The 24,697-nt window shown below is 73.1% G+C and carries 17 protein-coding genes; 14 read left to right on the top strand and 3 right to left on the bottom strand.

What is annotated here, in order from left to right:
- Positions 1-174 precede the first annotated feature (174 nt).
- The 9 genes from ACSYGN_RS07595 (at position 175) to ACSYGN_RS07555 (ending at position 12,570) form a co-directional block, all read left to right on the top strand.
- Entirely contained in the window at positions 175-1,323 is a 1,149-nt protein-coding gene (locus ACSYGN_RS07595; RefSeq protein WP_460393177.1) for an ROK family glucokinase, read from the top strand.
- Positions 1,320-1,898 carry a sugar kinase gene (locus tag ACSYGN_RS07590; protein WP_460393175.1) on the top strand — a complete coding sequence of 193 codons (579 nt, stop codon included), beginning with the start codon at positions 1,320-1,322 and terminating at the stop codon, positions 1,896-1,898. Before ACSYGN_RS07595 ends, ACSYGN_RS07590 begins: the two co-directional genes overlap by 4 nt.
- Before the next feature lie 126 nt (positions 1,899-2,024).
- The gene (locus ACSYGN_RS07585) at positions 2,025-4,985 is read left to right on the top strand and encodes a DEAD/DEAH box helicase (RefSeq protein ID WP_460393173.1); all 2,961 of its coding nucleotides are present in this window, start codon (positions 2,025-2,027) and stop codon (positions 4,983-4,985) included.
- A 1,268-nt stretch (positions 4,986-6,253) separates the two neighbouring features.
- Positions 6,254-7,831, top strand: a complete 1,578-nt coding sequence (locus ACSYGN_RS07580; RefSeq protein WP_460393171.1) for an SWIM zinc finger family protein — start codon at positions 6,254-6,256, stop codon at positions 7,829-7,831.
- A 208-nt stretch (positions 7,832-8,039) separates the two neighbouring features.
- On the top strand, positions 8,040-8,843 hold the full coding sequence (locus ACSYGN_RS07575; RefSeq protein ID WP_460393169.1) for a carbohydrate ABC transporter permease: 804 nt from the start codon (positions 8,040-8,042) through the stop codon (positions 8,841-8,843).
- 63 nt (positions 8,844-8,906) lie between these two features.
- Positions 8,907-10,349: a bifunctional 3-oxoadipate enol-lactonase/4-carboxymuconolactone decarboxylase PcaDC gene (pcaDC, locus tag ACSYGN_RS07570; RefSeq protein WP_460393167.1), complete on the top strand. Its 1,443-nt coding sequence runs from the start codon at positions 8,907-8,909 to the stop codon at positions 10,347-10,349.
- A gap of 104 nt (positions 10,350-10,453) precedes the next feature.
- A complete protein-coding gene (locus ACSYGN_RS07565; RefSeq protein ID WP_460393165.1) occupies positions 10,454-11,089 on the top strand; it encodes an MBL fold metallo-hydrolase in 636 nt (211 codons plus the stop codon).
- Positions 11,090-11,167: 78 nt separating this feature from the next.
- Complete coding sequence (locus ACSYGN_RS07560; protein WP_460393163.1) at positions 11,168-11,947, top strand: exodeoxyribonuclease III; 780 nt, start codon at positions 11,168-11,170, stop codon at positions 11,945-11,947.
- Positions 11,948-12,126: 179 nt separating this feature from the next.
- Positions 12,127-12,570, top strand: a complete 444-nt coding sequence (locus ACSYGN_RS07555; protein ID WP_460393161.1) for a DUF6278 family protein — start codon at positions 12,127-12,129, stop codon at positions 12,568-12,570.
- 573 nt (positions 12,571-13,143) lie between these two features.
- Here the strand turns inward: ACSYGN_RS07555 and ACSYGN_RS07550 are convergent.
- Positions 13,144-13,908 carry a hypothetical protein gene (locus tag ACSYGN_RS07550; RefSeq protein WP_460393159.1) on the bottom strand — a complete coding sequence of 255 codons (765 nt, stop codon included), beginning with the start codon at positions 13,906-13,908 and terminating at the stop codon, positions 13,144-13,146.
- Between the two features lie 174 nt (positions 13,909-14,082).
- On the opposite strand from ACSYGN_RS07550, the gene ggt reads away from it, so the two are divergent.
- Positions 14,083-15,894 carry a gamma-glutamyltransferase gene (gene ggt, locus ACSYGN_RS07545; protein WP_460393157.1) on the top strand — a complete coding sequence of 604 codons (1,812 nt, stop codon included), beginning with the start codon at positions 14,083-14,085 and terminating at the stop codon, positions 15,892-15,894.
- A 10-nt stretch (positions 15,895-15,904) separates the two neighbouring features.
- Here the strand turns inward: ggt and ACSYGN_RS07540 are convergent, their stop codons facing one another.
- Entirely contained in the window at positions 15,905-18,493 is a 2,589-nt protein-coding gene (locus tag ACSYGN_RS07540) for an ATP-dependent Clp protease ATP-binding subunit (RefSeq protein ID WP_460393155.1), read from the bottom strand.
- Between the two features lie 213 nt (positions 18,494-18,706).
- On the bottom strand, positions 18,707-19,483 hold the full coding sequence (map, locus tag ACSYGN_RS07535; protein WP_460393153.1) for a type I methionyl aminopeptidase: 777 nt from the start codon (positions 19,481-19,483) through the stop codon (positions 18,707-18,709).
- A 135-nt stretch (positions 19,484-19,618) separates the two neighbouring features.
- Between map and ACSYGN_RS07530 the strand changes: the two genes are divergently transcribed.
- The 4 genes from ACSYGN_RS07530 (at position 19,619) to ACSYGN_RS07515 (ending at position 24,569) form a co-directional block, all read left to right on the top strand.
- Positions 19,619-19,870, top strand: a complete 252-nt coding sequence (locus ACSYGN_RS07530) for a helix-turn-helix domain-containing protein (protein WP_460393151.1) — start codon at positions 19,619-19,621, stop codon at positions 19,868-19,870.
- 292 nt (positions 19,871-20,162) lie between these two features.
- Positions 20,163-21,812: a hypothetical protein gene (locus ACSYGN_RS07525; RefSeq protein WP_460393149.1), complete on the top strand. Its 1,650-nt coding sequence runs from the start codon at positions 20,163-20,165 to the stop codon at positions 21,810-21,812.
- Positions 21,813-22,446: 634 nt separating this feature from the next.
- Positions 22,447-23,289 carry a nitrilase-related carbon-nitrogen hydrolase gene (locus tag ACSYGN_RS07520; RefSeq protein ID WP_460393147.1) on the top strand — a complete coding sequence of 281 codons (843 nt, stop codon included), beginning with the start codon at positions 22,447-22,449 and terminating at the stop codon, positions 23,287-23,289.
- Positions 23,286-24,569, top strand: coding sequence for an aspartate aminotransferase family protein (locus tag ACSYGN_RS07515; RefSeq protein ID WP_460393145.1), 1,284 nt, complete (start codon positions 23,286-23,288; stop codon positions 24,567-24,569). The genes ACSYGN_RS07520 and ACSYGN_RS07515 overlap by 4 nt, the downstream gene beginning before the upstream one ends.
- Positions 24,570-24,697: the final 128 nt, after the last annotated feature.

Genomic DNA, 24,697 nt, shown 5'->3' with positions numbered 1-24,697 from the left:
TTCGCCAAGATTCCGCCGTAATTCTGCGCGGTTCCGTCGCCATCCGCCCACCCAGGCGCTGCCCGGCAGCAGACCGGCCCCGCCCGGCCATTGCGCGACCACACCCGCGACGCCGACGCGACCTTTGTTCGCCCGTACGGCGCAGGGGCCCTCCGTGAGGCAGAATCGGGCGCGATGAGCACCTACCGCGACCTCACCGCCCCCATAGGCTCCCGCCGGGCCCCCGTACTGCGCACGGTCGGCACCAGGGAACGCCGCTCGCACCTGACGGCACCCCGGGTGCCGACGGTGGGCATCGACATCGGCGGCACAAAGGTGATGGCGGGCGTCGTCGACGCCGACGGCAACATTCTGGAGAAGCTCCGCACCGAGACCCCGGACAAGTCCAAGAGCCCGCGGGTCGTCGAGGACACCATCGTCGAGCTGGTCCTGGATCTGTCCGACCGGCACGATGTGCACGCGGTCGGTATCGGAGCGGCCGGCTGGGTCGACGCCGACCGCAACCGCGTCCTGTTCGCGCCTCATCTGTCCTGGCGCAACGAACCGCTGCGCGACCGGCTCTCCGAGCGGCTGTCCGTGCCGGTCCTGGTCGACAACGACGCCAACGCCGCCGCCTGGGCGGAGTGGCGCTTCGGAGCGGGCCGCGGCGAGGACCACCTGGTCATGATCACGCTCGGCACCGGCATCGGCGGCGCGATCCTGGAGGACGGGCAGGTCAAGCGCGGCAAATTCGGTGTCGCGGGCGAGTTCGGGCACATGCAGGTCGTACCCGGCGGACACCGCTGCCCCTGCGGCAACCGTGGCTGCTGGGAGCAGTACAGCTCGGGCAACGCGCTCGTCCGTGAGGCACGCGAGCTCGCGGCGGCCGACTCGCCGGTGGCGTACGGGATCATCGAGCACGTCAAGGGCAACGTGTCCGACATCACCGGCCCGATGATCACCGAGCTGGCCCGCGAGGGCGACGCGATGTGCGTCGAACTCCTCCAGGACATCGGCCAGTGGCTCGGCGTCGGCATCGCCAACCTCGCCGCCGCCCTCGACCCGTCCTGCTTCGTGATCGGCGGCGGTGTGTCGGCCGCCGACGACCTGCTGATCGGCCCCGCGCGCGAGGCGTTCAAACGGCACCTCACCGGCCGCGGCTACCGCCCCGAGGCACGCATCGTCCGCGCCCAGCTCGGCCCCGAGGCCGGTATGGTCGGCGCCGCCGACCTGGCCCGCCTGGTCGCCCGCCGGTTCCGCCGCGCCAAGCGGCGCCGGGTGGAGCGGTACGAGCGCTACGAACGGTACGTGGAGGCCCGCAGAAGGAGCCGGGACAGCGCATGACAGCTTCGCTGCCACGCCAGGCCGTGCTGCCGGACGAGCCGCACCGGCCCGAGGACCCGCGTCACAAGGCCCGCCGCCGGGCCCTCACCCTCCTCATCATCGTGCTGCTCATCGGCGTGCCCGCGGGGTACCTGGCGATCTCCGCCGACCAGAGCCGCAACAGCGGCAAGGAGAAGGAGGAGAAGTACTCCGCGACCGGTCTCACCGTGGGCTGGCCGTCGAAGGTGCAGCGCCGTCTCTACCGAGTGCCCGTCCCGCACCCCGCCGAACAGATCGCCTACTACGAGACCAACAACTGGAAGACGAGCCGCCTCTACGTCCAGTTCCGCACCAGCGCGGCCGGTCTCGACGCCTTCCTCGAAGGGGCCGGTGTCTCGCGCGAGGAGCTGACCAAGGGCCGTGTCACCATCAGCGACCGTGACCAGAAGGTCACCGGCTGGGTGTTCCGACAGCCGGGGCCGTGGTGGGGCCTGGTCCACCAGCAGAAGAACCCGACGCCCACCCAGGACATAGTCGTCAACATGTCCGACCCTTCCTACCCGATGGTGTACGTCGTCTCGCGCACCGTCCCCTGACCCGGCGCCGTGTTTCCTGCCCCTGCGTTTCCTGCCCCTGCGGTCGCCGCGGCGACCGATTGTCAGACCCCGCCCGTAGAGTCGTAGACGTCTGATCCGACACACGGGCGGGAGGTGGCAGAACGTATGAGCGGCACCGTCGCGGTGGCCGGGCGCACGGGGGAGTCCGTCCCGGTGCGGCTCGCCGCCGTCTTCCTGCCCGCGCCCCTGCCGCGCGACGGCCGGATCGCGTTCTGGGACCCCGAGGGCGGCCCGCTGCCGGCTGCGGACGGATCGGCCGACGTGTCGACTGCGGCCGGATCGGCCGACGCGCCCGAGGACACGGCGGCAGGCAACGGCAACACGCCGACAGGCACCGCGGGCACCACCGCAGGCACGGCCCCGGTGGCCGGCCGCCGCACGGCGGTCACCGACCTCATGGTGGTCCGGCGGCACGGCGGAGGCGTGCGCCGCAGGCAGACGCCCGCCCTGTCCCTGCCCCTCGCCGAGGCGCTTCCGCTGCTGATCCGGGCCCGCCGCGACCCGGCCGCCCATCCCGCCACCGCCTGCTGGGGCGCCGCCGCGCTCCACGCGCTGCACCTCACCGCGCGCGGGCGCCTGCTGCCCGGACTGTCGCCCTCCGGTCATGACGCCTGGCGCGCGGGCCCCCTCGACCGCGACGACATCGCCCACCTGCGCGCGGTGGCCGCCGCCCTCCCGCCCGAGGGACACGCCGTACCCCTGCCGGGCCCCGGCCCCCTCCGGCTGCCCGCGCCGGAAGCCCTGATGCGCGCCTTCCTCGACGCGGTCGCCGACACCCTGCCCCGCACCCCGGCCGCACCGCACACCGCCGGGAAGCCCTTCGCCGCGCGCGCACCCCAGTACCTGCCCGGCGCCCACGCCTGGGCGGCCGAGGTCGCCGCCGGTATGGATGCCGGGGTGCGGATCTCGCTCCGCCTTGACCTGTCGGCGTACGACCTGTTCGACGCGGGCGAGGAGGCGCGCCGGGCGGGCGCGGCGATCGTCCAGGTGCACAGCCTCGCCGACCCCACCCTGGTCACGGACACGGCCGCCCTGTGGGCAGGGGAGGCCGACGCGGCGTTCGGAGCACGCGCGCGCGTGGACGCCGCCCTGGCCGTACGGCGCGCCGCGCGCGTCTGGCCGCCGCTGGACCGGCTCGCCGAACAGGACGTCCCCGACGTCCTGGCGCTGTCCGAGGAGGAGGTCGGCGAACTGCTGGGCGTCGCCGCGACACGCCTCGCGGCGGCGGGCGTCGCCGTGCACTGGCCCCGGGACCTGGCGCAGGACCTGACGGCCGCGGCGGTGGTACGGCCGGCGCCGGGCTCCGCGACCGACGGGACCGGCTTCTTCGAGAGCGAGGACCTGCTCCGGTTCCACTGGCAACTGGCCCTCGGCGGCGACCCGCTGACCGAGGCCGAGATGGACACGCTCGCCGAGGCCCACCGCCCCGTCGTCCGGCTGCGCGACCGGTGGGTCCTCGTCGATCCGGCGCTGGTCCGCAAGGCCCGCCGCCGCGATCTGGGCCTGCTCGACCCGGTCGACGCGCTGTCCGTCGCCCTCACCGGCAGCGCCGAGGTCGACGGCGAGACGGTCGAGGCGGTGCCGACCGGCGCCCTGGCCGCTCTGCGCGACCGGCTCACCGCCGGCCTGCGGCCGGCTCAGCCGCCCGCCGGTCTGAAGGCCGTCCTGCGCGACTACCAGCTACGCGGACTGGCCTGGCTCGACCTCATGACCTCCCTCGGCCTCGGCGGCTGCCTCGCCGACGACATGGGGCTCGGCAAGACGGTCACCCTCATCGCCCTGCACCTCCGGCGCGCGCACACGGCGCCCACCCTGGTGATCTGCCCCGCCTCACTGCTGGGCAACTGGCAGCGGGAGATCCTCCGTTTCGCCCCCGAGGTCCCCGTGCGCCGCTTCCACGGCGCCGACCGCACCCTGGACGGCGTCGCCGGCGGCTTCGTCCTCACCACCTACGGCACGATGCGCTCGGCCGCCGCGCTGCTCGCCGGGCAGCGGTGGGGCATGGTCGTCGCCGACGAGGCCCAGCACGTCAAGAACCCGTACTCGGCGACGGCCAGGGCCCTGCGCACGATTCCGGCCCCCGCGCGCGTGGCGCTCACCGGTACGCCCGTCGAGAACAACCTGTCGGAGCTGTGGGCGCTGCTCGACTGGACGACACCCGGACTGCTCGGCCCGTTGAAGTCCTTCCGTGCCCGGCACGCGCGCGCGGTGGAGACCGGCGAGGACCCGGAGGCCGTCGAGCGGCTGGCCCGGCTGGTCCGCCCCTTCCTCCTCCGCCGCAAGAAGTCCGACCCCGGGATCGTGCCCGAGCTGCCGCCCAAGACGGAGACCGACCACCCCGTCCCGCTCACCCGCGAACAGGCGGCGCTCTACGAGGCGGTGGTGCGCGAGTCGATGCTCGCTATCGAGACGGCGGACGGCATCGCACGGCGGGGCCTGGTCCTCAAGCTGCTCGGCGCGCTCAAGCAGATCTGCGACCACCCGGCGCTGTATCTGAAGGAGGAGGCCACCGCGGTCGGCACCGACGGGCCCGCGGCTCGCTCGGGCAAACTCGCCCTGCTGGACGAGCTGCTGGACACCCTCCTCGCTGAGGACGGCTCGGCGCTCGTCTTCACCCAGTACGTCGGCATGGCCCGCCTCATCACGGCGCACCTCGCCGCCCGCGCGATCCCCGTCGACCTGCTGCACGGCGGTACGCCGGTCCCGGAGCGCGAACGCATGGTGGACCGCTTCCAGAGCGGGGCCACTCCGGTCCTGGTGCTGTCCCTGAAGGCCGCGGGCACCGGTCTGAACCTCACCCGCGCGGGGCATGTCGTCCACTTCGACCGCTGGTGGAACCCGGCTGTCGAGGAACAGGCCACCGACCGCGCCTACCGCATCGGCCAGACCCAGCCCGTCCAGGTCCACCGCCTGGTCACCGAGGGCACGGTCGAGGACCGCATCGCCGAGATGCTGGCGTCGAAGAAGGCCCTGTCCGATGCCGTCCTCGGCTCCGGCGAGGCGGCCCTCACCGAACTGGCCGACCGCGAACTGGCCGATCTCGTGTCGCTGCGGAGGCCGTCGTGACGGGGACGGGAGGCCGACCGGCCGGTGAGGAGCACGCGGTGGACTCCGGCGACACGCCGATGCGGGCTGCGCGTCCGTCCGGGGCGGCCGACACGCCGATGCGTGAAGCACGTCCGTCCGGTTCGGCCGACGCGGCACGCCAGGCCCTGCGGGCCGCACGGGGGCGTGGCCGCGGGCCCGCAGCGGGGGAAGCGGCGGATCCGGAGCACCCGTTGGTGCCGGGGCCGACCGGCGGGCCCGAGCAGGGCCGGGACGCGGTGGGCCGGGCGACCGCATCGGCCCGGGCCGACACCGACACACCTCTCGGCGCGCGGGGGCGTGACGGCGCACGGGGCGCAGGGCGGGGTTCGGCCGATGCGGGTGAGGGGTCCGGGCTGGGTCCGGGTGATGGTGCGGCAGGGCGTCCGCCGCGCCCGAGTGAGGCTGAACGGGGTTTCAGGTTCCGGCGAAGTGACGGTGCCCGGGGCGCAGGGCCGGGTTCGGCCGATGCGGGTGAGGGGTCCGGGTTGGGTCCGGGTGATGGTGCGGCAGGGCGTCCGCCGCGTCTGAGTGAGGTCGATCGGGGTTCCCACCTCCAGCGGGATGACGGCGGTCGGGGCTCGGAGCCGAGTTCGCGCGACACCGGCCGGGGCCCGCAGCCGCGCCCCGGCGATGTCGCGCGGGAGGCACTCCGCCGCGCGATCTCCGCGCGCCGTGGGGTGGAGGCGGGAGCCGAACGCGATGCCGGTGCGGCTGCGGATGCCCCACACGTGACCGGTGCTCCCCGGGCGGCGGGGGAACCCCCGACCGAGGGCACCCGCCCCGGACCCGCTCAACGACCCGGAGCGCGCCGCTCCGGTGACGACCGCCGCTCCGGTAACGACCCCCGCCCCGGAGATGTGGCCCGCGAAGCCCTTCGCGCCGCCCGCAGAGAGGCACGGCGCGATCCGCGGCCGGAGGACGAGGGCTCGGAGAAGGACGGGGGAGCGGCGCCGATCATGGGCCCGCGTTCGGCGCGGGCCGCGATACGCGGCGGGGCGAGGACGGCACGCCGCCGGGTGTCGGACGCGGAGGGAACGGGGGTCCCGGACGGCGGGTCGACAGAAGCCCCTGGCACAGGGGCGGGCACGGCGGCCGACCCGCGGTCGAGCGGCACCGTCCCCGCCGCCTCCCGCGGCCGGGCCGCAGGGTCGGCTGCGGAACGCCGAAGCCGTCCCCGCATTCCTGCCGCGCAGGAGACAGCCGGGGAACCGCTCGCGACCGAGGTCCTCACCCCGTCCGGTACCGCGGTGCCTGAAGCCGGTCGCCGACATGGCGACCCCGCGGGCGAGTCGAGTTCGTCCGCCGGACAGTCCGCTGATCTTGCCGAGACGCGCGGAACCAGGCCGACCGCCACTGCTCCTTCCCCGGCCGCCGAAGGCACCGGCGACACCACGTCCGGTGCCGCAGCGCCCGAGGCCGGATCCGGTCACACCGGGCGGTCCGCTGCCCCCGACCGCCTCCACCCGCACGGCACCCCACGCACCCCACCCGCTTCCCCCACCGACCCGACACCTCCCGCCGACACCGCCCTCCCCGTCCCCCGCCTCCCCTCCATGGCCTCCCCCCGCCGTGACGGCGACCTGCGCCGTACCTTCCCCGCCTTCCCGCCCCGTGCGTCGAGGGGCGCCGCCGCCGAGGTCGCCGAGAGCTGGTGGGGGAACGCCTGGATCGAGGCGCTGGAGCAGGGCGCGCTGGACGTCAAACGGCTGGTGCGCGGGCGGGACTACGCGCTGAAGGGGTACGTGGACGCCATCACCGTGACCCCCGGGCTGGTGCTCGCCTATGTGCAGGGCAGCCGTCCGCGCCCGTACCGCGTGCAGCTGGGGTTGCGAACCCTCGACGACACGGACTGGGAGCGCTTCCTGGACACGGCCGCCGACCGGCCCGGGCACATCGCCGCGCTGCTCGACAAGGAGCTGCCCCGGTCCTTGGCCGACTGCGGAGTCCCGCTTCTCCCCGGCCCCGGCGATCTCGAACCGCGCTGCAACTGCCCCGATTCCGGTCACCCTTGCAAGCACGCCGCCGCCCTCTGCTACCAGACCGCGCGTCTGCTGGGCGCCGACCCGTTCGTCCTGCTGCTCCTGCGCGGACGCGGCGAGCGTGCGCTGCTCGACGCGCTGTCCCGCCGTAACGCGGCCCGTGAGGCCCGGGCCGCCCGGGAACACGAACCGGCTGCCCTCCCCGGCGTCCGCGCCTCGGAGGTGCTGGCCGCCACGCGCGAACTCCCGCCGCTGCCGCCGCCGTTGCCCGTACCGGCGCACCCCGGGCAGCCCCCGGCGTACCCGGCGGCTCCGGGCGGACCGGACCCCTTCGCGCTGGATCAGCTCGCGACGGACGCCGCCGCCCGCGCCCACGCCCTGATCGGCACCGGCCGGGACCCGGTGGGGGAGCTGACGCTGTGGCAGGACGCGGTGCGGCTCGCCGCGGCCCGTCCGGGCTCCGGCCTGACCGCCGCCACCCGCGGGCTGTACGCGGCCCTCGCCTCCGCCACCGGCCGCACCACGGCCGACCTCACGTGCGCGGTGGCCGCCTGGCGGCAGGGCGGGCTCGACGGACTCGCCGTGCTGGAGGAGCCCTGGGACCCGCCGGCGGGGCGCTTCGACCGGGCCCGCCCGCTCCTCCTCGCCGCCGACTTCCCGCGCTTCCGCCCCTGGCGCAACCGCCTCACCCACCCCTTGGGCCATGTCCAGCTCCGCCTCGGCCGCGACGGCCTGTGGTACGCCTACGAGTCGGAACCGGGCCGCGACACCTGGTGGCCCCGAGGTACCCCCGACCACGACCCGGTCGGCGCCCTGACCGGCCTCGGGAACGCCACCGACCTGTGAATCCCGCGCACCGTCAGGCCTCTGAATCCCGCGCACCGTCAGGCCGCTGAACCAACCACCAGCTCTATCTCGGCCAGATCAGCCCCGAGCAGTTCTGCGCCCAGATGGACCGGGCGGCGGCGAAGTGACCCTCTCCGGCACATCCGGGGCCGCCTCCCGCAGGCGGCCCGGCGCAATCCGTGCGCGAGCCGACGGCCCACCGTTCCTCATGGCCCTGCCCGCCCTGCTGCTGTTCGCCCTGTTCGCCCTCGTACCGATGGCGATCGTGGTCTACCTCAGCTTCACCCACTGGGACGGCCTGGGAGCCCCCGCCTGGACAGGCTTCGACAACTGGCACACCGCCCTCACCGGCGAGGTCACCCGGCACGCCCTGTGGCTCACGCTCAAGATGATGGTCATCTCCTGGGCGGTGCAGACCCCGCTCGCCCTGCTGCTGGGCGTGTTCGTCGCCGGGAAGCAGCGCTACCGCGCCCTGCTCGCCGTCTTCTACTTCGTCCCGTTGCTGATCTCGACCGCGGCGATCGCCATCATCTTCAAGAACCTGCTTGACCCGAACTTCGGCCTCGGAGCGACGCTCCACCTGCCGCTGCTGGACAACGACTGGCTCGGCGACCCCCAACTCGCCTTCTTCGCCGTCGTGTTCGTCATCTCCTGGCAGTTCCTGCCCTTCCACACCCTGCTCTACCAGGCCGGGGCCCGGCAGATCCCGGCGTCGCTGTACGAGGCCGCGTCGATCGACGGAGCCGGACGGATCAAGCAGTTCTGGCACATCACGCTGCCCCAGCTGCGCTGCACGCTCGTCACGTCCTCCACGCTGATGACCGTCGGCTCCCTCACCTACTTCGACCTGGTGTTCGTGCTCACGGGCGGCGGTCCCGGCTACTCCACCCGCATTCTGCCGCTCGACATGGTGCAGGCCGCCGAGGGACTGCCGGAACAGGCCACCGAGGAACTGCCGAGGCAACCGACCGAGGGACTGCCGACGTCGGCGGAGCAGTGCCACACCATCTGACGGCTTGTACGGGACTCCGGCCTGTGCGCGTGAGACGTCGTGAGATGTGAGAGCGTGCAGGACGTGAGTGACAGCGCGACGAACACCCTGCAGTACCGCTTCGACGGGCCGGAGGAGGCTCCGGTCCTGATCCTGGGCCCGTCCCTCGGGACAACCTGGCACATGTTCGACCGTCAGGTCCCCGAACTGGCCAAGCAATGGCGGGTGTTCCGCTTCGATCTGCCGGGGCACGGCGGCGCCCCCGCGCATCCGGCGTCGTCCGTGCCCGACCTCGCCGCCCGGCTGCTCGCGACCCTCGACGGGCTCGGTGTGGAGCGCTTCGGCTACGCGGGCTGCGCGCTGGGCGGCGCCATCGGGATCGAGCTCGCCCTGCGCCACCCCGAGCGGCTCGCCGCGCTCGCGCTGATCGCCGCGTCACCCCGGTTCGGCACCGCCGACGAGTTCCGGCAGCGCGGAGTGATCGTCCGTACCAACGGGCTCGACCCCATCGCCCGCACCTCGCCCGACCGCTGGTTCACCGACCGGTTCGCCACCGCCCAGCCCGCGATCACCGACTGGGCCGTGCAGATGGTGCGCACCACCGACCCCGGCTGCTACATCGCCGCCTGCGAAGCGCTTGCCACCTTCGACGTCCGGGCCGAACTCCCCGGCGTCGGTGTGCCGACCCTCGCCCTGGTCGGCTCGGACGACCGGGTCACCGGCCCCGCCGAGGCCCGCACGCTCGTCGCCGGGATACCGGACGCCCGGCTCGCCGTCGTACCCGGAGCCTCCCACCTCGTGCCCGTGGAACAGCCCGCCGCCGTCAGCGACCTTCTCGTCCGGCACTTCTCCACGGTCCTTCAGCCCGGCCACGAGACGATGACCACCACCGGGCGGATGCTGGTCCCGGCAGGGGCCGCGAACCGGACCCTCACGGCCGTCGTCGTGCCGACCGTGCCCGGCGGCCCGCCCACAGCGGTTCCCAGCCCTGCCGTGGGGGCCACCGCCTCGGCCGCGTCCACCGCGTTTCCCGCCTCCCCGGCCTCCGCCGCATCCCCCATCTCCACCGCCTCCGCCATGTCCCCGGCCGTCACTCCCATCGCCGAGATCGAGCCCGCCGCGGTGGAACCCCCGCCGCAGGGGCGGCCCGACGCCTACGACACCGGGATCAAGATCCGCCGCGAGGTGCTCGGCGACGCGCATGTCGACCGTGCGCTGAGCCAGGCCGACGAGTTCTCCGAGGAGTTCCAGGACTTCGTCACCCGCTACAGCTGGGGCGAGATCTGGGACCGGCCCGGGCTCGACCGGCGCTCGCGCAGCTGTGTCACCCTCGCCGCGCTGGTCGCGGGCGGACATCTGGAGGAACTCGCAGTGCACACCCGCGCCGCCCTCCGCAACGGCCTGACCCCGGCCGAGATCAAGGAGGTACTGCTCCAGACGGCCGTCTACTGCGGCGTACCCGCCGCGAACAGCGCCTTCCGGGTGGCGCAGCAGGTCGTACGGGAGGAGACCACCCTCGACGACTGACCTCCACCGGGCCGCGCGGCAACCCCCGGTGATCGTCAGCCGGGTGGCCGGAGCACCCGCCTCCCGGTGCCCGCGGCCGGGGAGGCGGGGGGAGGATGGGAGACATGAAGCTCACGAAGAAGACGCACGCCTGTGTCCGCCTGGAGAAGGACGGCCGGACCCTCGTCATCGACCCCGGGATGTTCAGCGAGCAGGACGCCGCCGACGGCGTGGAGGCAATCCTGGTCACCCATGAGCACGCCGACCACTTCGACGAGGCCCGGCTGCGGGCGGCCCTGGAGGCCGACCAGGGCCTTGAGCTCTGGACGCTGCGCTCGGTGGCGGACAAGCTCACGGCGGCCTTCCCCGGCCGGGTGCACACCGTCGGCCACGGCGACACCTTCACGGCCGCGGGCTTCGACATCCAGGTGCACGGCGAGCTGCACGCCGTGATCCACCCGGACATCCCGCGCATCACCAACGTCGGCTATCTCGTCGACGGCGGCCGCGTCTTCCACCCCGGCGACGCGCTCACCGTCCCGGACCGGCCGGTGGAGACGCTGATGCTCCCGGTGATGGCGCCCTGGAACAAGATCGCCGAGGTCATCGAGTACGTCCGCGAGGTGAAGCCGCAGCGCGCCTACGACATCCACGACGCCCTGCTGACCGACCTCGCCCGCCCCATCTACGACAACCAGATCGGCGCCCTCGGCGGTGCCGAGCACCTGCGGCTGACCCCGGGGGCGTCGGCCGACGTCTGAGCAGGTCAGAGGCAGGTCAGGGGGGTTTGCCGCCGGGGCGGGACGGCGTTGTCGTACCCGCCCGGTAGGTTGTGGGGCATGCGCATCGCGACCTGGAACGTGAACTCGATCACCGCCCGTCTGCCGCGGCTGCTGGCCTGGCTGGAGAGCAGCGGCACCGATGTGCTGTGCCTCCAGGAGGCCAAGGTCGCCGAGGACCAGTTCCCGACCGACCAGCTGCGCGAGCTGGGCTACGAGGCGGCGGTCCATGTGACCGGCCGGTGGAACGGGGTGGCGGTGGTCTCCCGGGTCGGTCTGGCCGATGTGGTCAAGGGCCTGCCGGGCGACCCGGGGTACGAGGGCGTCGAGGAGGCCCGCGCGGTCTCGGCGACCTGCGGCCCGGTCCGCGTCTGGTCGGTGTACGTGCCCAACGGCCGCGAGGTGGACCACCCGCACTACGCGTACAAGCTCCAGTGGTTCGAGGCCCTGAGAGCGGCGGTCGCGGGCGACGCGGTCGGTGGCCGCCCGTTCGCCGTCCTCGGCGACTACAACGTGGCGCCGACGGACGACGACGTCTACGACGTGGCCGCCTTCGAGGGCGCCACCCATGTCACCCCCGCCGAGCGCGCCGCCCTGTCCGCGCTGCGCGAGGCGGGCCTGTCCGACGTGGTCCCGCGCCCGCTGAAGTACGACCGGCCGTTCACGTACTGGGACTACCGCCGGCTCGGCTTCCCGAAGAACAACGGTATGCGCATCGACCTGGTGTACGGCAACGAGCCCTTCGCCAAGGCCGTCACCGACGCCTATGTCGACCGGGAGGAGCGCAAGGGCAAGGGCGCCTCGGACCACGCACCGGTGGTCGTCGACCTCGACGTGTAGGTATGAGACGTGCGGGAAGCAAGAGGTGCCCGCGAGAAGGGGAAAGTGCCCGCGCGGAAGTAAGAAGTGCCCGCCAGGAAGTAAGAAGTACCCGCCGCTGAAGTAAGAACTGTCGCGCGCGACACCCCGCGTCCGCCGCACTGTGGTGCGCACCGCGCCGCTGGTGCGACGCTGGGCGCATGAACATCCCCTTCCTGGGCAACAGGCACAAGAACAGCGGTGACACGATGCAGCCCGCGGATCCCGAGGGCGTCGCCGAGCTGCTCTCGGAGTGCGAGCTGCTGCGCGGTCAGGCGTCCCGGGAGGGCGTCGTCCTGGACGATTCGGCGGCCTCGCTGGAGGCGCTCGACCAGCTGCTGCCGCGCTGGCGCGACGACCGCGGGAGCCACGGCGTCCGCGACGAGGAGAGCCTGCTGTGGCTGGGCAACGACGCCGGCCTGTATCTGGGCACCGTCATCGTGCGGACCGTGCCCGGAGCGAGCTGGGATCTGCGGCCCGGCGAGGCGCCCGTCGTACGGCTGCTGTCCGGGCGCGAGTTCGATGTGGTCGAGTCGGGCCAGGAATGGGTGGCGAGCGGCGCCCCCGAGCTCTCCCAGGTCTACGCCGAGGTCGCGGAGGACTAAGAGCCCCGAACAAAATGGGCGCCCGGCTCGCGGCGTCTGGCACGCACTCCCCCAAGCTCTTCGAGCAGGGGGTACCCCCGGCCGCGTTGCCGAAAGGCCCTAGTAGCTCCTCCCCCGAGCTCTCGGCTTCGCTCGAGCAGGGGGGACCCCCATCGAGGGCCTTCCGGCGCCTTGCGATCGCACGTACCAGACGCCGCGAGCTGATCGGACTCCCATTTTGTTCGGGGCTCTGAGCCGGGACCCCGGCTCCGGCGCGGGCGAGGCGGCACGGGCGGTGAGCCGCGACCTAAAGATGACGTAAATACGGCTTATGTCCGGATTGCGGGGAAAGAGTGCGTGTCGCGGCTCAAGTGGCCGCCGGTCTGGATAGTTTGCGGCAACCAGGACCACTGAGCGGGCCCGCCCGGCGGCAGCCGAAGATCACTCCTCGCACGACGGGGCCGACCGTACGACGGGTCGTCCGCGCCGCGGCGAGGAGAAGGTCAGCTGCACGCCGGACGGGTTGGGCTCCCCCTTGCTCCCCCGTGTTCCCCGCGTGAGCGCCCTGGGCGGGCGCATCGCGCGGGCGCCGCCCTATGACGCCCGGTGCGAGCTGCGCTTCCCGTTGGCGGGCGGCGCCGGCAGCGGCTCCTGCGCCGCCCGGGTCACATCGCCGACCACCTCGACCACGTCCGGACCGTACGCCTGCGAGTTGACGACCTTGAGCAGCAGGACGAAGGAGTTCCCGTTGTACTTGCGGAACAGCCGCTCGTGGTGGCGGGCGAGATAGCGCGCCGCCGCGGCGTTGGTGATCGCGCGCTGGCCGCAGAACAGGAAGACCGGCCGTGCCTCGCGCCGCTCACCGGCGGTCAGCCGCGCCAGGATCACATACTCGTCCTTGCCCGGCTCCAGCCGGTAGCGCTCGCTGCCTATCTGGAACGCGCCCCGGTCCGGGCCGGGTTCGGCGTCGACGTTCACCCGGATGCCCGGCAGCAGCGACGCGAGATGCGCCGCCATACGGCGGTTGGAGGCGGGGCCGCCCACGCAGAACTCCGTGCGCTCGCCGAAACCCTGCTGCGCGGCGTCGTGCGCGACGACCTGTGCGTGCGCGTTGCAGTCCTTGATGAGCGCGGCCAGTTCGAGCAGGGCGAACACATCGTGCCGCATCACCGTCAGCTCGGGTCCGCCCGCCTCCCGGTTGACCACGAGGAGTGACTCGGAGTTGTCGGGCAGCCCGAAGAACGCCTGCTTGCGGCGGAGTTTCCGCTGCCACAGATAGGTACGGGCCAGCCAGCCGAGCACGGCGCTGATACCGGCGGCGATCAGGCCCAGAACGATGTTGCGCAGGTCGTCATTCATGGGCGCGCATGCTAGCGGTCCCAGGCGGCTGATACGTACCCGTGTTCGATCTGGACGGTGATGTGTGGTGTTCATATGAAAACCACAGACAAGGGGTGACAACCACTCAGACGGTCTGTCGGCTGCGCAGTGATGCGGTTACGCTGCGCGAACTGTCTCGGGCTGGAGGAGCGGATGCGTCGTCCCGTGGTACGGAAACTGGCGGTCCTGGCGGTCTCGGCCGCCGTCGTGTCGGTGGGGGCAGCGGCCCCGCCGGACTTAGCGGCGCCGACCGGAACCCCCGCGAAAGTCCCGGTCGCCGTCGGCTACGGCGGCGCGGTGGCCAGCGTCGACGCCGACGCCTCCGCCGCCGGGATCGAGGTGCTGAGAAAGGGCGGCAACGCCGTCGACGCCGCCGTCGCCACAGCCGCCGCGCTCGGCGTCACCGAGCCCTACTCGTCCGGCATCGGCGGGGGCGGCTACTTCGTCTACTACGACGCCAAGTCCCGTACGGTGCACACCGTCGACGGCCGTGAGACAGCCCCGCTGACCGCGGGCAGCGACCTCTTCGTGGAGAACGGCAAGGCGCTCGCCTTCGCCGACGCCGTCAGCAGCGGTCTGAGCGTCGGCACCCCGGGCACACCCGCCACCTGGCAGACCGCCCTGGACCGGTGGGGCACCAGACGGCTCGGCACGGTCCTGAAGCCCGCCGAGCGCATCGCCCGCGACGGCTTCACCGTGGACGACACCTTCCGCTCGCAGACCGCCGCCAACGAGACCCGCTTCCGCTACTTCCCCGACACCGCGGCCCTGTTCCTCCCGAACGGGCAACTCCCCGTCGTCGGCTCCACGTTCAAGAACCCCGATCTGGCGCGCACCTACCAGGAACTGGGCCGCGAGGGCGTCCGGGCGATCTACGGCAGCGGCGGCGGCCTCGGCCGGGACATCCTCGACACCGTGGGCGACCCGCCGGTGGACCCGGCCTCGGGCTGGCAGGCCCGCCCCGGCAAGCTGTCCGCCGAGGACCTCGCCGCCTACCGGGCCAAGCTCCAGGCGCCCACGAAGGTCTCGTACCGCGGTCTGGACGTGTACTCCATCGCACCCTCCTCCTCCGGCGGCACGACCGTCGGCGAAGCGCTCAACATCCTGGAGAAGACCGACCTCTCCAAGGCGAGCGAGGCGCAGTATCTGCACCACTTCATCGAGGCGAGCCGGATCGCCTTCGCCGACCGCGGCCGCTGGGTCGGCGACCCCGCCTTCGAGAACGTCCCGGCCAAGGGGCTGCTGTCCCAGAAGTACGCCGACTCACGCGCCTGCCTCATCACCGACGACGCCGTCCTCACCAGCCCCCTCGCGCCCGGCGACCCGGCGAGCCCGGCCCCGTGCGCCACGTCGGGCAAGGCGGCCCCGACGACGTACGAGGGCGAGAACACCACGCATCTCACGGTCGCCGACAAGTGGGGCAACGTCGTCTCCTACACGCTCACCATCGAGCAGACCGGCGGCAGCGCCATCACCGTGCCCGGCCGTGGCTTCCTGCTCAACAACGAGCTGACGGACTTCTCCTTCACCCCGGCCAGCCCCGCCGTGCACGACCCCAACCTGCCGGGCCCCGGCAAGCGGCCCCGGTCGTCGATCTCGCCGACCATCGTGCTCGACCGGCAGCACCGTCCCGTCGTGGCCCTCGGCTCGCCGGGCGGCGCGACCATCATCACCACCGTGCTCCAGACCCTCACCGAGTTCCTCGACCGTCGGCTGCCACTCGTCGACGCCATCGCCGCACCCCGCGCCAGCCAGCGCAACGCGGCACAGACGGAACTCGAACCGGCCCTCTACAACAGCGACTTGAGAGCCAAACTGGAAGCCATCGGGCATTCCTTCAAACTGAACGCCGAGATCGGCGCGGCGACCGGGGTGCAACGCCTCGGTGACGGACGGTGGCTGGCCGCCGCCGAGACGGTACGCCGCGGCGGCGGCTCGGCGATGGTGGTCCACCCGGCGGTGTAGCGCCCGGAGTTCAGTCCTCGGGGAGGGGCGGCTCGGGGAGGGGCGGCTCGGGGAGGGGCGGCTCGCGGAGGGCCGCGTCCTGTGTGCGGAACATGAGCTGCCCGTCCTCGACCTCCACCGTGACCCGGCTGCCCGCGCCGATCCGGCCGTCCAGCAGCAGCCGGGACAGCCGGTTGTCGACCTCCCGCTGGATGGTGCGGCGCAACGGACGGGCGCCGTACTCGGGTTGATGCCCGCGCTCGGCGAGCCAGCCCACAGCCGCTTCGCTGAACTGCACGCCGACGTCCTGCGCGTGCAGCAGCCGCCGGGTCCGCTCCAGCAACAGATCGGTGATCTGCCGCAGTTGACCGGCCGTCAGCCGCCGGAAGACCACGATCTCGTCGATGCGGTTGAGGAACTCGGGCCGGAAGTGCTCGCGCAGCGGCCGCAGGATCCGCTCGCGCCGCACCTCCTCGTCCGCGTCGCTGTCGCCCGTCGCGAAGCCGAGCCCGGCGCCGCGCCGGGTGATCGCATCGGAGCCCAGGTTGCTGGTCATCACGATGACGGTGTTGGTGAAGTCCACCGTGCGGCCCTGCGAGTCGGTGAGCCGTCCGTCGTCGAGCACCTGGAGCAGGATGTTGAAGACGTCCGGGTGCGCCTTCTCCACCTCGTCGAGCAGCAGCAGCGAGTACGGGTACCGGCGCACCGCCTCGGTGAGCTGACCGGCCTCCTCGTGGCCGACATAGCCGGGTGGGGCGCCCACCAGACGGCTGACGGTGTGCCGCTCCTGGTACTCGCTCATGTCGAGCCGGACCATCCGGTCCTCGCTGCCGAACAGCGCCTCGGCGAGCGCACGCGCCAGCTCCGTCTTGCCGACGCCGGTCGGGCCGAGGAACAGGAAGCTGCCGATCGGCCGGTCCGGGCTGGCGAGCCCCGCACGGGAGCGCAGCACCGCCTCCGAGACGGCACGTACCGCCTCGTCCTGCCCGATCACCCGCCGGTGCAGATGCTCCTCCAGGCCCAGCAGCCGCTCCTTCTCCTCCTGGGTGAGGCGGCTGACCGGGATGCCCGTCAGCCGGGACACCACCTCGGCGACGGCCTCCGCCGTGACCTCCAGATGCTGCTCCTCGTCCGACGTGTCGTCCCCGGCGGCCTCGGTGATCCGCTGCTTGAGCTCGCCGATGCGGTCGCGCAGTGCGGTGGCCTGCTCGTACTGCTCGTCGGCGACCGCCTGGTCCTTGTCCAGGGTGAGCTGCTCGACCTCCCGCTCCATGGCCCGTACGTCCGTGCCCTTGGTCCGCGCGCCCAGCCTCACCCGGGCCCCGGCCTGGTCGATCAGGCCGATCGCCTTGTCGGGCAGCCGCCGGTCGGTGAGGTAGCGGTCCGACAGTTCCACCGCCGCGATCAGCGCCTCGTCGGTGTAGCGGACCTGATGGTGGGCCTCGTAGCGGTCGCGCAGGCCGCGCAGGATCTCCACGGTGTCCGCGGTGGACGGCTCCGGCACCAGGATCGGCTGGAAGCGGCGGGCCAGCGCCGCGTCCTTCTCGATCCTGCGGTACTCCTCCAGCGTCGTCGCGCCCACGATGTGCAGCTCGCCGCGGGCCAGGGCGGGCTTGAGGATGTTGCCCGCGTCCAGCGAGCCGCCCTCGCCGCCCCCGCCCGCGCCGACCACGGTGTGCAGCTCGTCGATGAAGACGATCAGCCGGTCGGAGTGGGTGCGGATCTCCTCGACGATCGTGTTGAGCCGCTCCTCGAAGTCGCCCCGGTAGCGGGTACCGGCGACCACGCCGGTCAGATCGAGGGCCACCACCCGCCGCCCGCCGAGGATGTCCGGCACCTCCCCGTCGGCGATCCGCTGGGCCAGCCCCTCCACCACGGCGGTCTTGCCGACCCCCGCGTCGCCGATCAGCACGGGGTTGTTCTTGCCGCGCCGGGACAGCACCTCGACGGTCTGCTCGATCTCCTCCTCCCGGCCGATCACCGGGTCGACACGGCCCTGCCGGGCGAGGTCGGTGAGATCACGGCCGTACTTGTCCAGCGTCGGCGTCCCGGTGGGGCGGCGCGCCTCGGGCCGGGGCGGCAGGGCCTCCGGCGGCTCGGGCGGCAGGGCCGCCTGCTCGAAGCGGGAGCCGTGCAGGATGTGCCCGGCCGCGGAGTCCGGGTTCGCGGCGAGCGCGCTGAGCACATGCTCGGGGCCGATGTAGCCCGCGCCCCCGGACCGGGCCAGCTCGTGCGCGTCCAGCAGGGCGCGCTTGACGGCAGGGGTGAGGGACAGCGTGGTGGGCGGCGGGGTCTCGTCCGGGCGCTGCCGCACGGGGCCCGACCGCTCGTCGATCTGTGTCGCCAGCGAGTCGGGGTCCGCGCCCGCGCGGCTGATCAGGCTCCGGGTGGGCTCCACGGCCAGTGCGGCGCGCAGCAGATGCTGGGTGTCCAGGTCCCGGCTGCCGTGCTCGGCGGCGTATTGGGCGGCGCCGCGCACCAGTTCCCTGGCCGGCTGGCTCAGCAGACGGCCGATGTCGATCTGGCGGGGGCCGGGGCGGGGGCCGCCGAAGAAGCGGGCGAGGAATTCTCCGAAGGGGTCGGGGCCGTAGCCCTGCGGGTCGGTGAAGCCGCTGGTCATGGCGTTCGTTCCGTTCCGTCGACTGCCGGTTCGGTTCGCACGCGGGTACCCGGCCCGTGCCGGGTGCACACCGTTCGGGCCGCCCCGTGCCCGTAGACCACGATGGCACGCCCGGCTGTGGGCGGCATGTCGTGCCGTACCGGTGACCGGGACCGCGGGCCGGTGGCCGGGGCCGGTGGTCGGTGACCGGGCCGGTACGGTCGGGCGGTGCCGTCAGGGGGTCTCCCGTGCCGTGAGGATCCGCGGGCCCGACTCCGTGACGGCGACGGTGTGTTCCGCATGGGCGGCCCGGGAGCCGTCGTCGGTGCGCAGGGTCCAGCCGTCCGGTGCTGTGTGCCAGCCGTCCCGGCCGCTCGCGATCAGCATCGGCTCGATGGCCAGCACCATGCCGTGCCGCAGGGTCATGCCACGGCCCGGACGGCCCTCGTTGGGGACCGGCGGGTCCTCGTGCATACTCCGGCCCACACCGTGCCCCCCGAAGCCGTCCGGGATGCCGTAGCCGGCGGTGCGGCAGACCGTGCCGACCGCGTGGGCGATGTCGCCGATCCGGTTGCCGACGACGGCCGCCGCGATCCCGGCCGCCAGGGCCCGCTCGGCGGTCTCGATCAGCCGCAGGTCCGCCGCGCGCGGGGTGCCGACGGTGAAGCTGATCGCCGAGTCGCCGACCCAGCCGCCGAGTTCGGCGCCGAAGTCGGCGGAGACCAGGTCGCCGTCGCGCAGCCGGTAGCCGGTCGGGATGCCGTGCACGATCGCGTCGTTGACCGAGACGCAGAGCACGGCGGGGTAGGGGACCGGGGCGAACGACGGCCGGTAGCCGAGGAACGGCGAGGTCGCGCCCGCCTCGCGCAGCACCTCCCGTGCCACCGCGTCCAGTTCGAGCAGGGAGACGCCGACGTCAGCGGCCTTCCGTACGGCGGTGAGAGCCCGCCCCACGACCTGTCCCGCCACCTGCATCGCGTCGATCGACGCGTCCGTCTTGAGTTCCACCATGCCAATTACTATACCGGTGGTACCGGTATTTGTTTACCGGTGCCGGGTGGCCGGGAGCGACCGGCGCCGGTGGTCGGTGCCGGAAGTCGGTGCCGGTCTCGGCCGGTATTGGTATACCGGTATTAGAATGTTGGCATGGTCCGCAACCCCCTCACCCCCGAGGAACGCGAACGCGGCGAGCGTCTCGGTCGGCTGCTCCGCGAGGCCCGGGGCGAGCGCAGCATGACGGAGATCGCGGCGAGCGCGGGCATCTCGGCGGAGACGCTGCGCAAGATCGAGACCGGCCGCGCCCCGACCCCCGCCTTCTTCACGGTGGCGGCGCTGGCGCGGGCGCTGGGGCTGTCGATGGACGAACTCGTGGGACGGTGCGCACCGGTGACGGTATGAGCCGAGGCGGCCTCCGGCCGGGTCCTGCGGTGCTGGTCGGGCCGTGTTTCCGGCGTCCGCGTTGGCTGGTTCTGGCGGTTTCTGTGCCGTGATCCTGTGGTGATTGGTGAGGTCCGCGGCGTTTCGTGAGATTCGGGGAGCCTGTGGACCTGGGCATATGTGGCGGGTGTACGTTACGTTCTGGCAGGGAGGGCACACTCTGCGTCCGGTCCGCAAACTCCTTGTAGCCCACTTGTAACGCTACTGGTGTTTGCTACGGAGCGGAGAATTCCGGTCTTGCGGGAGAAAAGCGATGACAGTGGACCAACTCTCGCAGCAAATACGGGAGTTCGCGAACTACCTGGAGGGACTGCTTACGCGGCTCGACCAGGGTGCCGGCTGGTGCGCGGTGTTCTGGCAACGCGATCCGGACGGCATGCGGGCCTGCCTCGGCGGGCGTGAACTGCCGCCCTGGGACGTGGTGGAGTCGCTCCTTCAAGATTTGGCCAACGCCTACGGCCCCGATGTCGCCCTCCAGGAGACGGAGCGCGCCGGGGCCCTGCACAGGGCCGCCGTCACCGCGCACGACAGCCGTCCCGGCGCCCGCGAGGCACTCGTCGAGCGGTTCGACGCGATGGTCCGCGAGCAGCGGACCGCCGCCGAACGACGGGCCGAGCTGGGCCGGATGCTGACCGCCGCCACCACCCGCGAGCAGTCCGACGCCCTCCGTCTCGACCTCGCCTGGGCCAGCGACGACCACGAACGCGCCACGGCCCGCTGCGCCGAACTCCGGGCCCGGCTGCGTGACCTGGACCACCGCACGGGCGGCGACCGGGCCGACGGCGCGCGCGGCGCGATGCCACGCCGGCGTGAGATGCGCGGGGGCGGCCCGGGGGCGGCGGCCTCGCCGGGTTCCGGCGCCACGGCGTCCCCCGCCTCCGGGGGGTCGGCGGTGGCGCGGCGCGACGCCGGTGCCGGTGCCGCGCAGACCGGCGCGGGCGCTCAGTCCGGTGCGATCGACTGGCGTGCCGCGCGACGTGCGGCGGAGGGCTGGTGGGCCGCCGAACTCGACGCGTCCGAGACCGGTGCCGGGCAGGCCACCGGCCCCGCCGCCGTGGACCGGAGCCACGACTTCACGGCCTCCGTCCCCGAATCGGCCGTCCCGCAGCCCGGCACCGACGCTCCTGCCCCCGACACGGCGGACCAGCGCAGGCGCCGCAGGAGCGGTGCCCGCACCGCCGGGCTGCCCGAGCAGCAGACGGCGCCGGAAGCGGCGGCCCCGGCTCCGGCACCGCCCGCCACGGGCCGCGCCGCCCGGGGCCAGCGCGGCGCCCGCTACGCCGGAACCGGAGCACAGCCGACGGTGCCCGCCCCCGGCGCCGTACCCCAGCCGGAGCCCGCCGTACCGCAGCCCGACCCGGGCGTCCCGGAGACGGAGGACACCCGCGCCGTCCGCGAGACGGTCGCCGCCCTGGTGCGGCTGCGCGGCGAAGGCCGCACCGGCGAGGCACACGCCCAGCTGGTGGAGGCCGCGTACTGGCCCGCCGCCCGCTTCCCACTGCTCGCCGACCTGATGGAGCGCGCCGGGCTCACCGCCGACTGGGTGACGCTGCTGTGGGAGGCCGCCTCGCTGCCGGCCGACCTGCTGGTCGCGGCGGCGGACGCGCTGGTCGAGGCCGGGCGGGCCGAGGACGGGCAGCAGATGCTGCGCCAGGGCGTCGCACGGCCGGCCGCGGAGATCGGCGGCGCGGTGCTCGCGCTGGTCGCGGAGGGCCGTGACCGCGAGGTGCGCGAGCTGCTCGACGCCTACGTCCGCGTCCGCACCCCGGAGGAGGCGGCCCGCAGCGCCGAGGCCGACCCCCGCCGCCTGGCCCCCCTCCTCCTGGCCGCGGCCCGAGCCATCTCCGACGAACGCCACTGGGACCTCCTGCACGCACTCCGAGTGGCAGGCCACACCATCTGACCGCCCACCCACCCAGCCTGCGGGCAGTCGTGCTGCTAGGGCGTGTTTCGAAAGTAGCGCCGGCCGCCCGAAGGGCGGGCCCTGCGGCGTCTGGTGCGTGCGATCGCAAGGCGGAGGGTCGCCCTCGTACTGGGCGTACGTGGGCGATCCCGACAACACAGCGAGCGTGCGTGCCAGGCGTCGCAGGGCAGGCGGGACTTTCGAAACACGCCCTAGGGCGGCACGGGTGGGCACAGGGGGTACCCCCTACTCGAAGAGCTTGGGGGAGGCACCCCGTCAGCGCCGGGCTGCGCGACCCGGAGCTGTGACCGGGGCCCCGCCCGGCCCAGCCGCGGCAGTCCGACGTCGCACCCGCGCCCGGCCGCCCGCACTGGCCACCCGCCGTGCCACCCCGCCCCCGCACCGGGTGCGAACGGATCACCCCGCCAGGCGTGCCCGGGGCACCGGGCAAGGCCCCCTGACCAGCCACTCCCGCCGGCCAGGCGCCGCTCACCCACTGGAGTGCGAAACATGATCGACTCCGCGGCTTAACGACGATGGTCTTGGCAAGGCCGTCGCGGGGGCTTACGTTCGTGCCTCTACCGCCTGCGTCTACGGGCGTAGAGGCGCTGGCGTCCCGTCGAAGGAGCAGCTCATGGCCAACGTCGTACGCGCCGCTCTGGTCCAGGCCACCTGGACCGGCGACACCGAGTCCATGGTCGCGAAACACGAGGAGCACGCCCGGGAGGCCGCCCGGCAGGGTGCCCAGGTCATCGGGTTCCAGGAAGTCTTCAACTCGCCCTATTTCTGCCAGGTCCAGGAACCGGAGCACTACCGCTGGGCCGAACCCGTGCCCGACGGGCCGACCGTGAACCGGATGCGGGAACTCGCCCGTGAGCTCGGCATGGTGATCGTGGTCCCGGTCTTCGAGGTGGAGCAGTCCGGCTTCTACTACAACACCGCCGCGGTGATCGACGCCGACGGGAGCTACCTCGGCAAGTACCGCAAGCACCACATCCCGCAGGTCAAGGGCTTCTGGGAGAAGTACTACTTCAAGCCCGGCAATGTGGGCTGGCCGGTCTTCGACACCGCCGTCGGCAAGGTCGGCGTGTACATCTGCTACGACCGCCACTTCCCGGAAGGCTGGCGCCAACTCGGCCTGAACGGCGCCCAGCTGGTCTACAACCCGTCCGCCACCTCACGCGGCCTGTCCGCCTATCTCTGGCAACTGGAGCAGCCCGCCGCCGCCGTCGCCAACGAGTACTTCATCGCCGCCATCAACCGGGTCGGCCAGGAGGAGTACGGCGACAACGACTTCTACGGCACCAGCTACTTCGTCGACCCGCGCGGCCAGTTCGTCGGCGAGACCGCGAGCGACAAGGAGGAGGAACTCGTCGTCCGCGACCTGGACTTCGGTCTCATCGACGAGGTGCGCCGGCAGTGGGCGTTCTACCGCGACCGCCGCCCCGACGCGTACGAGGGGCTGGTCCAGCCGTGAACGAACTGCACGCCCGCCACCGCAACGTCCTGCCCGAGTGGCTCGCGCTCTACTACGACGACCCGCTGGAGCTCACCCACGGCGAGGGCCGCCACGTCTGGGACGCGAGCGGCAAGAAGTACCTCGACTTCTTCGGCGGCATCCTCACCACCATGACCGCGCACGCGCTGCCCGAGGTCACCAAGGCCGTCACCGAGCAGGCCGGGCGGATCATCCACTCCTCCACCCTCTACCTCAACCGGCCGATGGTCGAACTGGCGGAGCGCATCGCCCAGTTGAGCGGCATCCCGGACGCCCGGGTGTTCTTCACCACGTCCGGCACCGAGGCGAACGACACCGCCCTGCTGCTGGCGACGGCGTACCGGCGCAGCAACACCGTCCTCGCGATGCGCAACAGCTACCACGGTCGTTCCTTCAGCGCGGTCGGCATCACCGGCAACCGCGGCTGGTCCCCGACCTCGCTGTCGCCGCTCCAGACCCTCTACGTCCACGGCGGCGTGCGCACCCGGGGCCCGTTCGCCCACCTCGACGACGAGGCGTTCATCGCGGCCTGCGTCGACGACCTCAAGGACCTGCTCGGCCACACCCGTCCGCCTGCCGCCCTGATCGCCGAACCCGTTCAGGGCGTCGGCGGGTTCACCTGCCCGCCGGACGGCCTGTACGCGGCGTTCCGCGACGTGCTGAGCGAGCGCGGCATCCTGTGGATCTCCGACGAGGTGCAGACCGGCTGGGGCCGCACCGGCGAGCACTTCTGGGGCTGGCAGGCGCACGGCCGCAGCGGCCCGCCCGACCTCGTCACCTTCGCCAAGGGCATCGGCAACGGCGCCTCCATCGGCGGTGTGATCGCCCGCGCCGAGATCATGAACTGCCTGGACGCCAACAGCATCTCGACGTTCGGCGGCACCCAGCTCACCATGGCGGCGGGCCTCGCGAACCTGACGTATCTGCTGGACCACGACCTCCAGGGCAACGCCCGCCGGGTCGGCGGCCTGCTCATCGAACGGCTGCGGGCCGTCGCCGCCCAGCTCCCCGGCGTACGGGAGGTGCGCGGGCGCGGGCTGATGATCGGCGTCGAACTGGTCAGGCCCGGCACCGACGAGGCCGACCCGGCCGCGGCCTCCGCCGTGCTGGAGGCGGCACGCGAGGGCGGGCTGCTCCTCGGCAAGGGCGGCGGCCACGACACCAGCGCCCTGCGCATCGCACCGCCGCTGTCCCTGACGGTCGCGGAGGCCGAGGAGGGCGCCGAAATCCTCGAACAGGCGCTGCGGAGCGCGCAGTAGCCGCGAGCACCCCGCCGCGCCCCGCAAGCCGACCAGCCGACCAGCCGGGACGGCGGACCAGCCGGAACGACCGACGACCAGCCGGAACGACCGACGACCAGCCGGAACAGCAGCCGTGCCCGAGCGCG

Source organism: Streptomyces sp. YIM S03343 (assembly GCF_054729195.1).
This window is presented reverse-complemented; position numbering and strand designations above follow the sequence as displayed.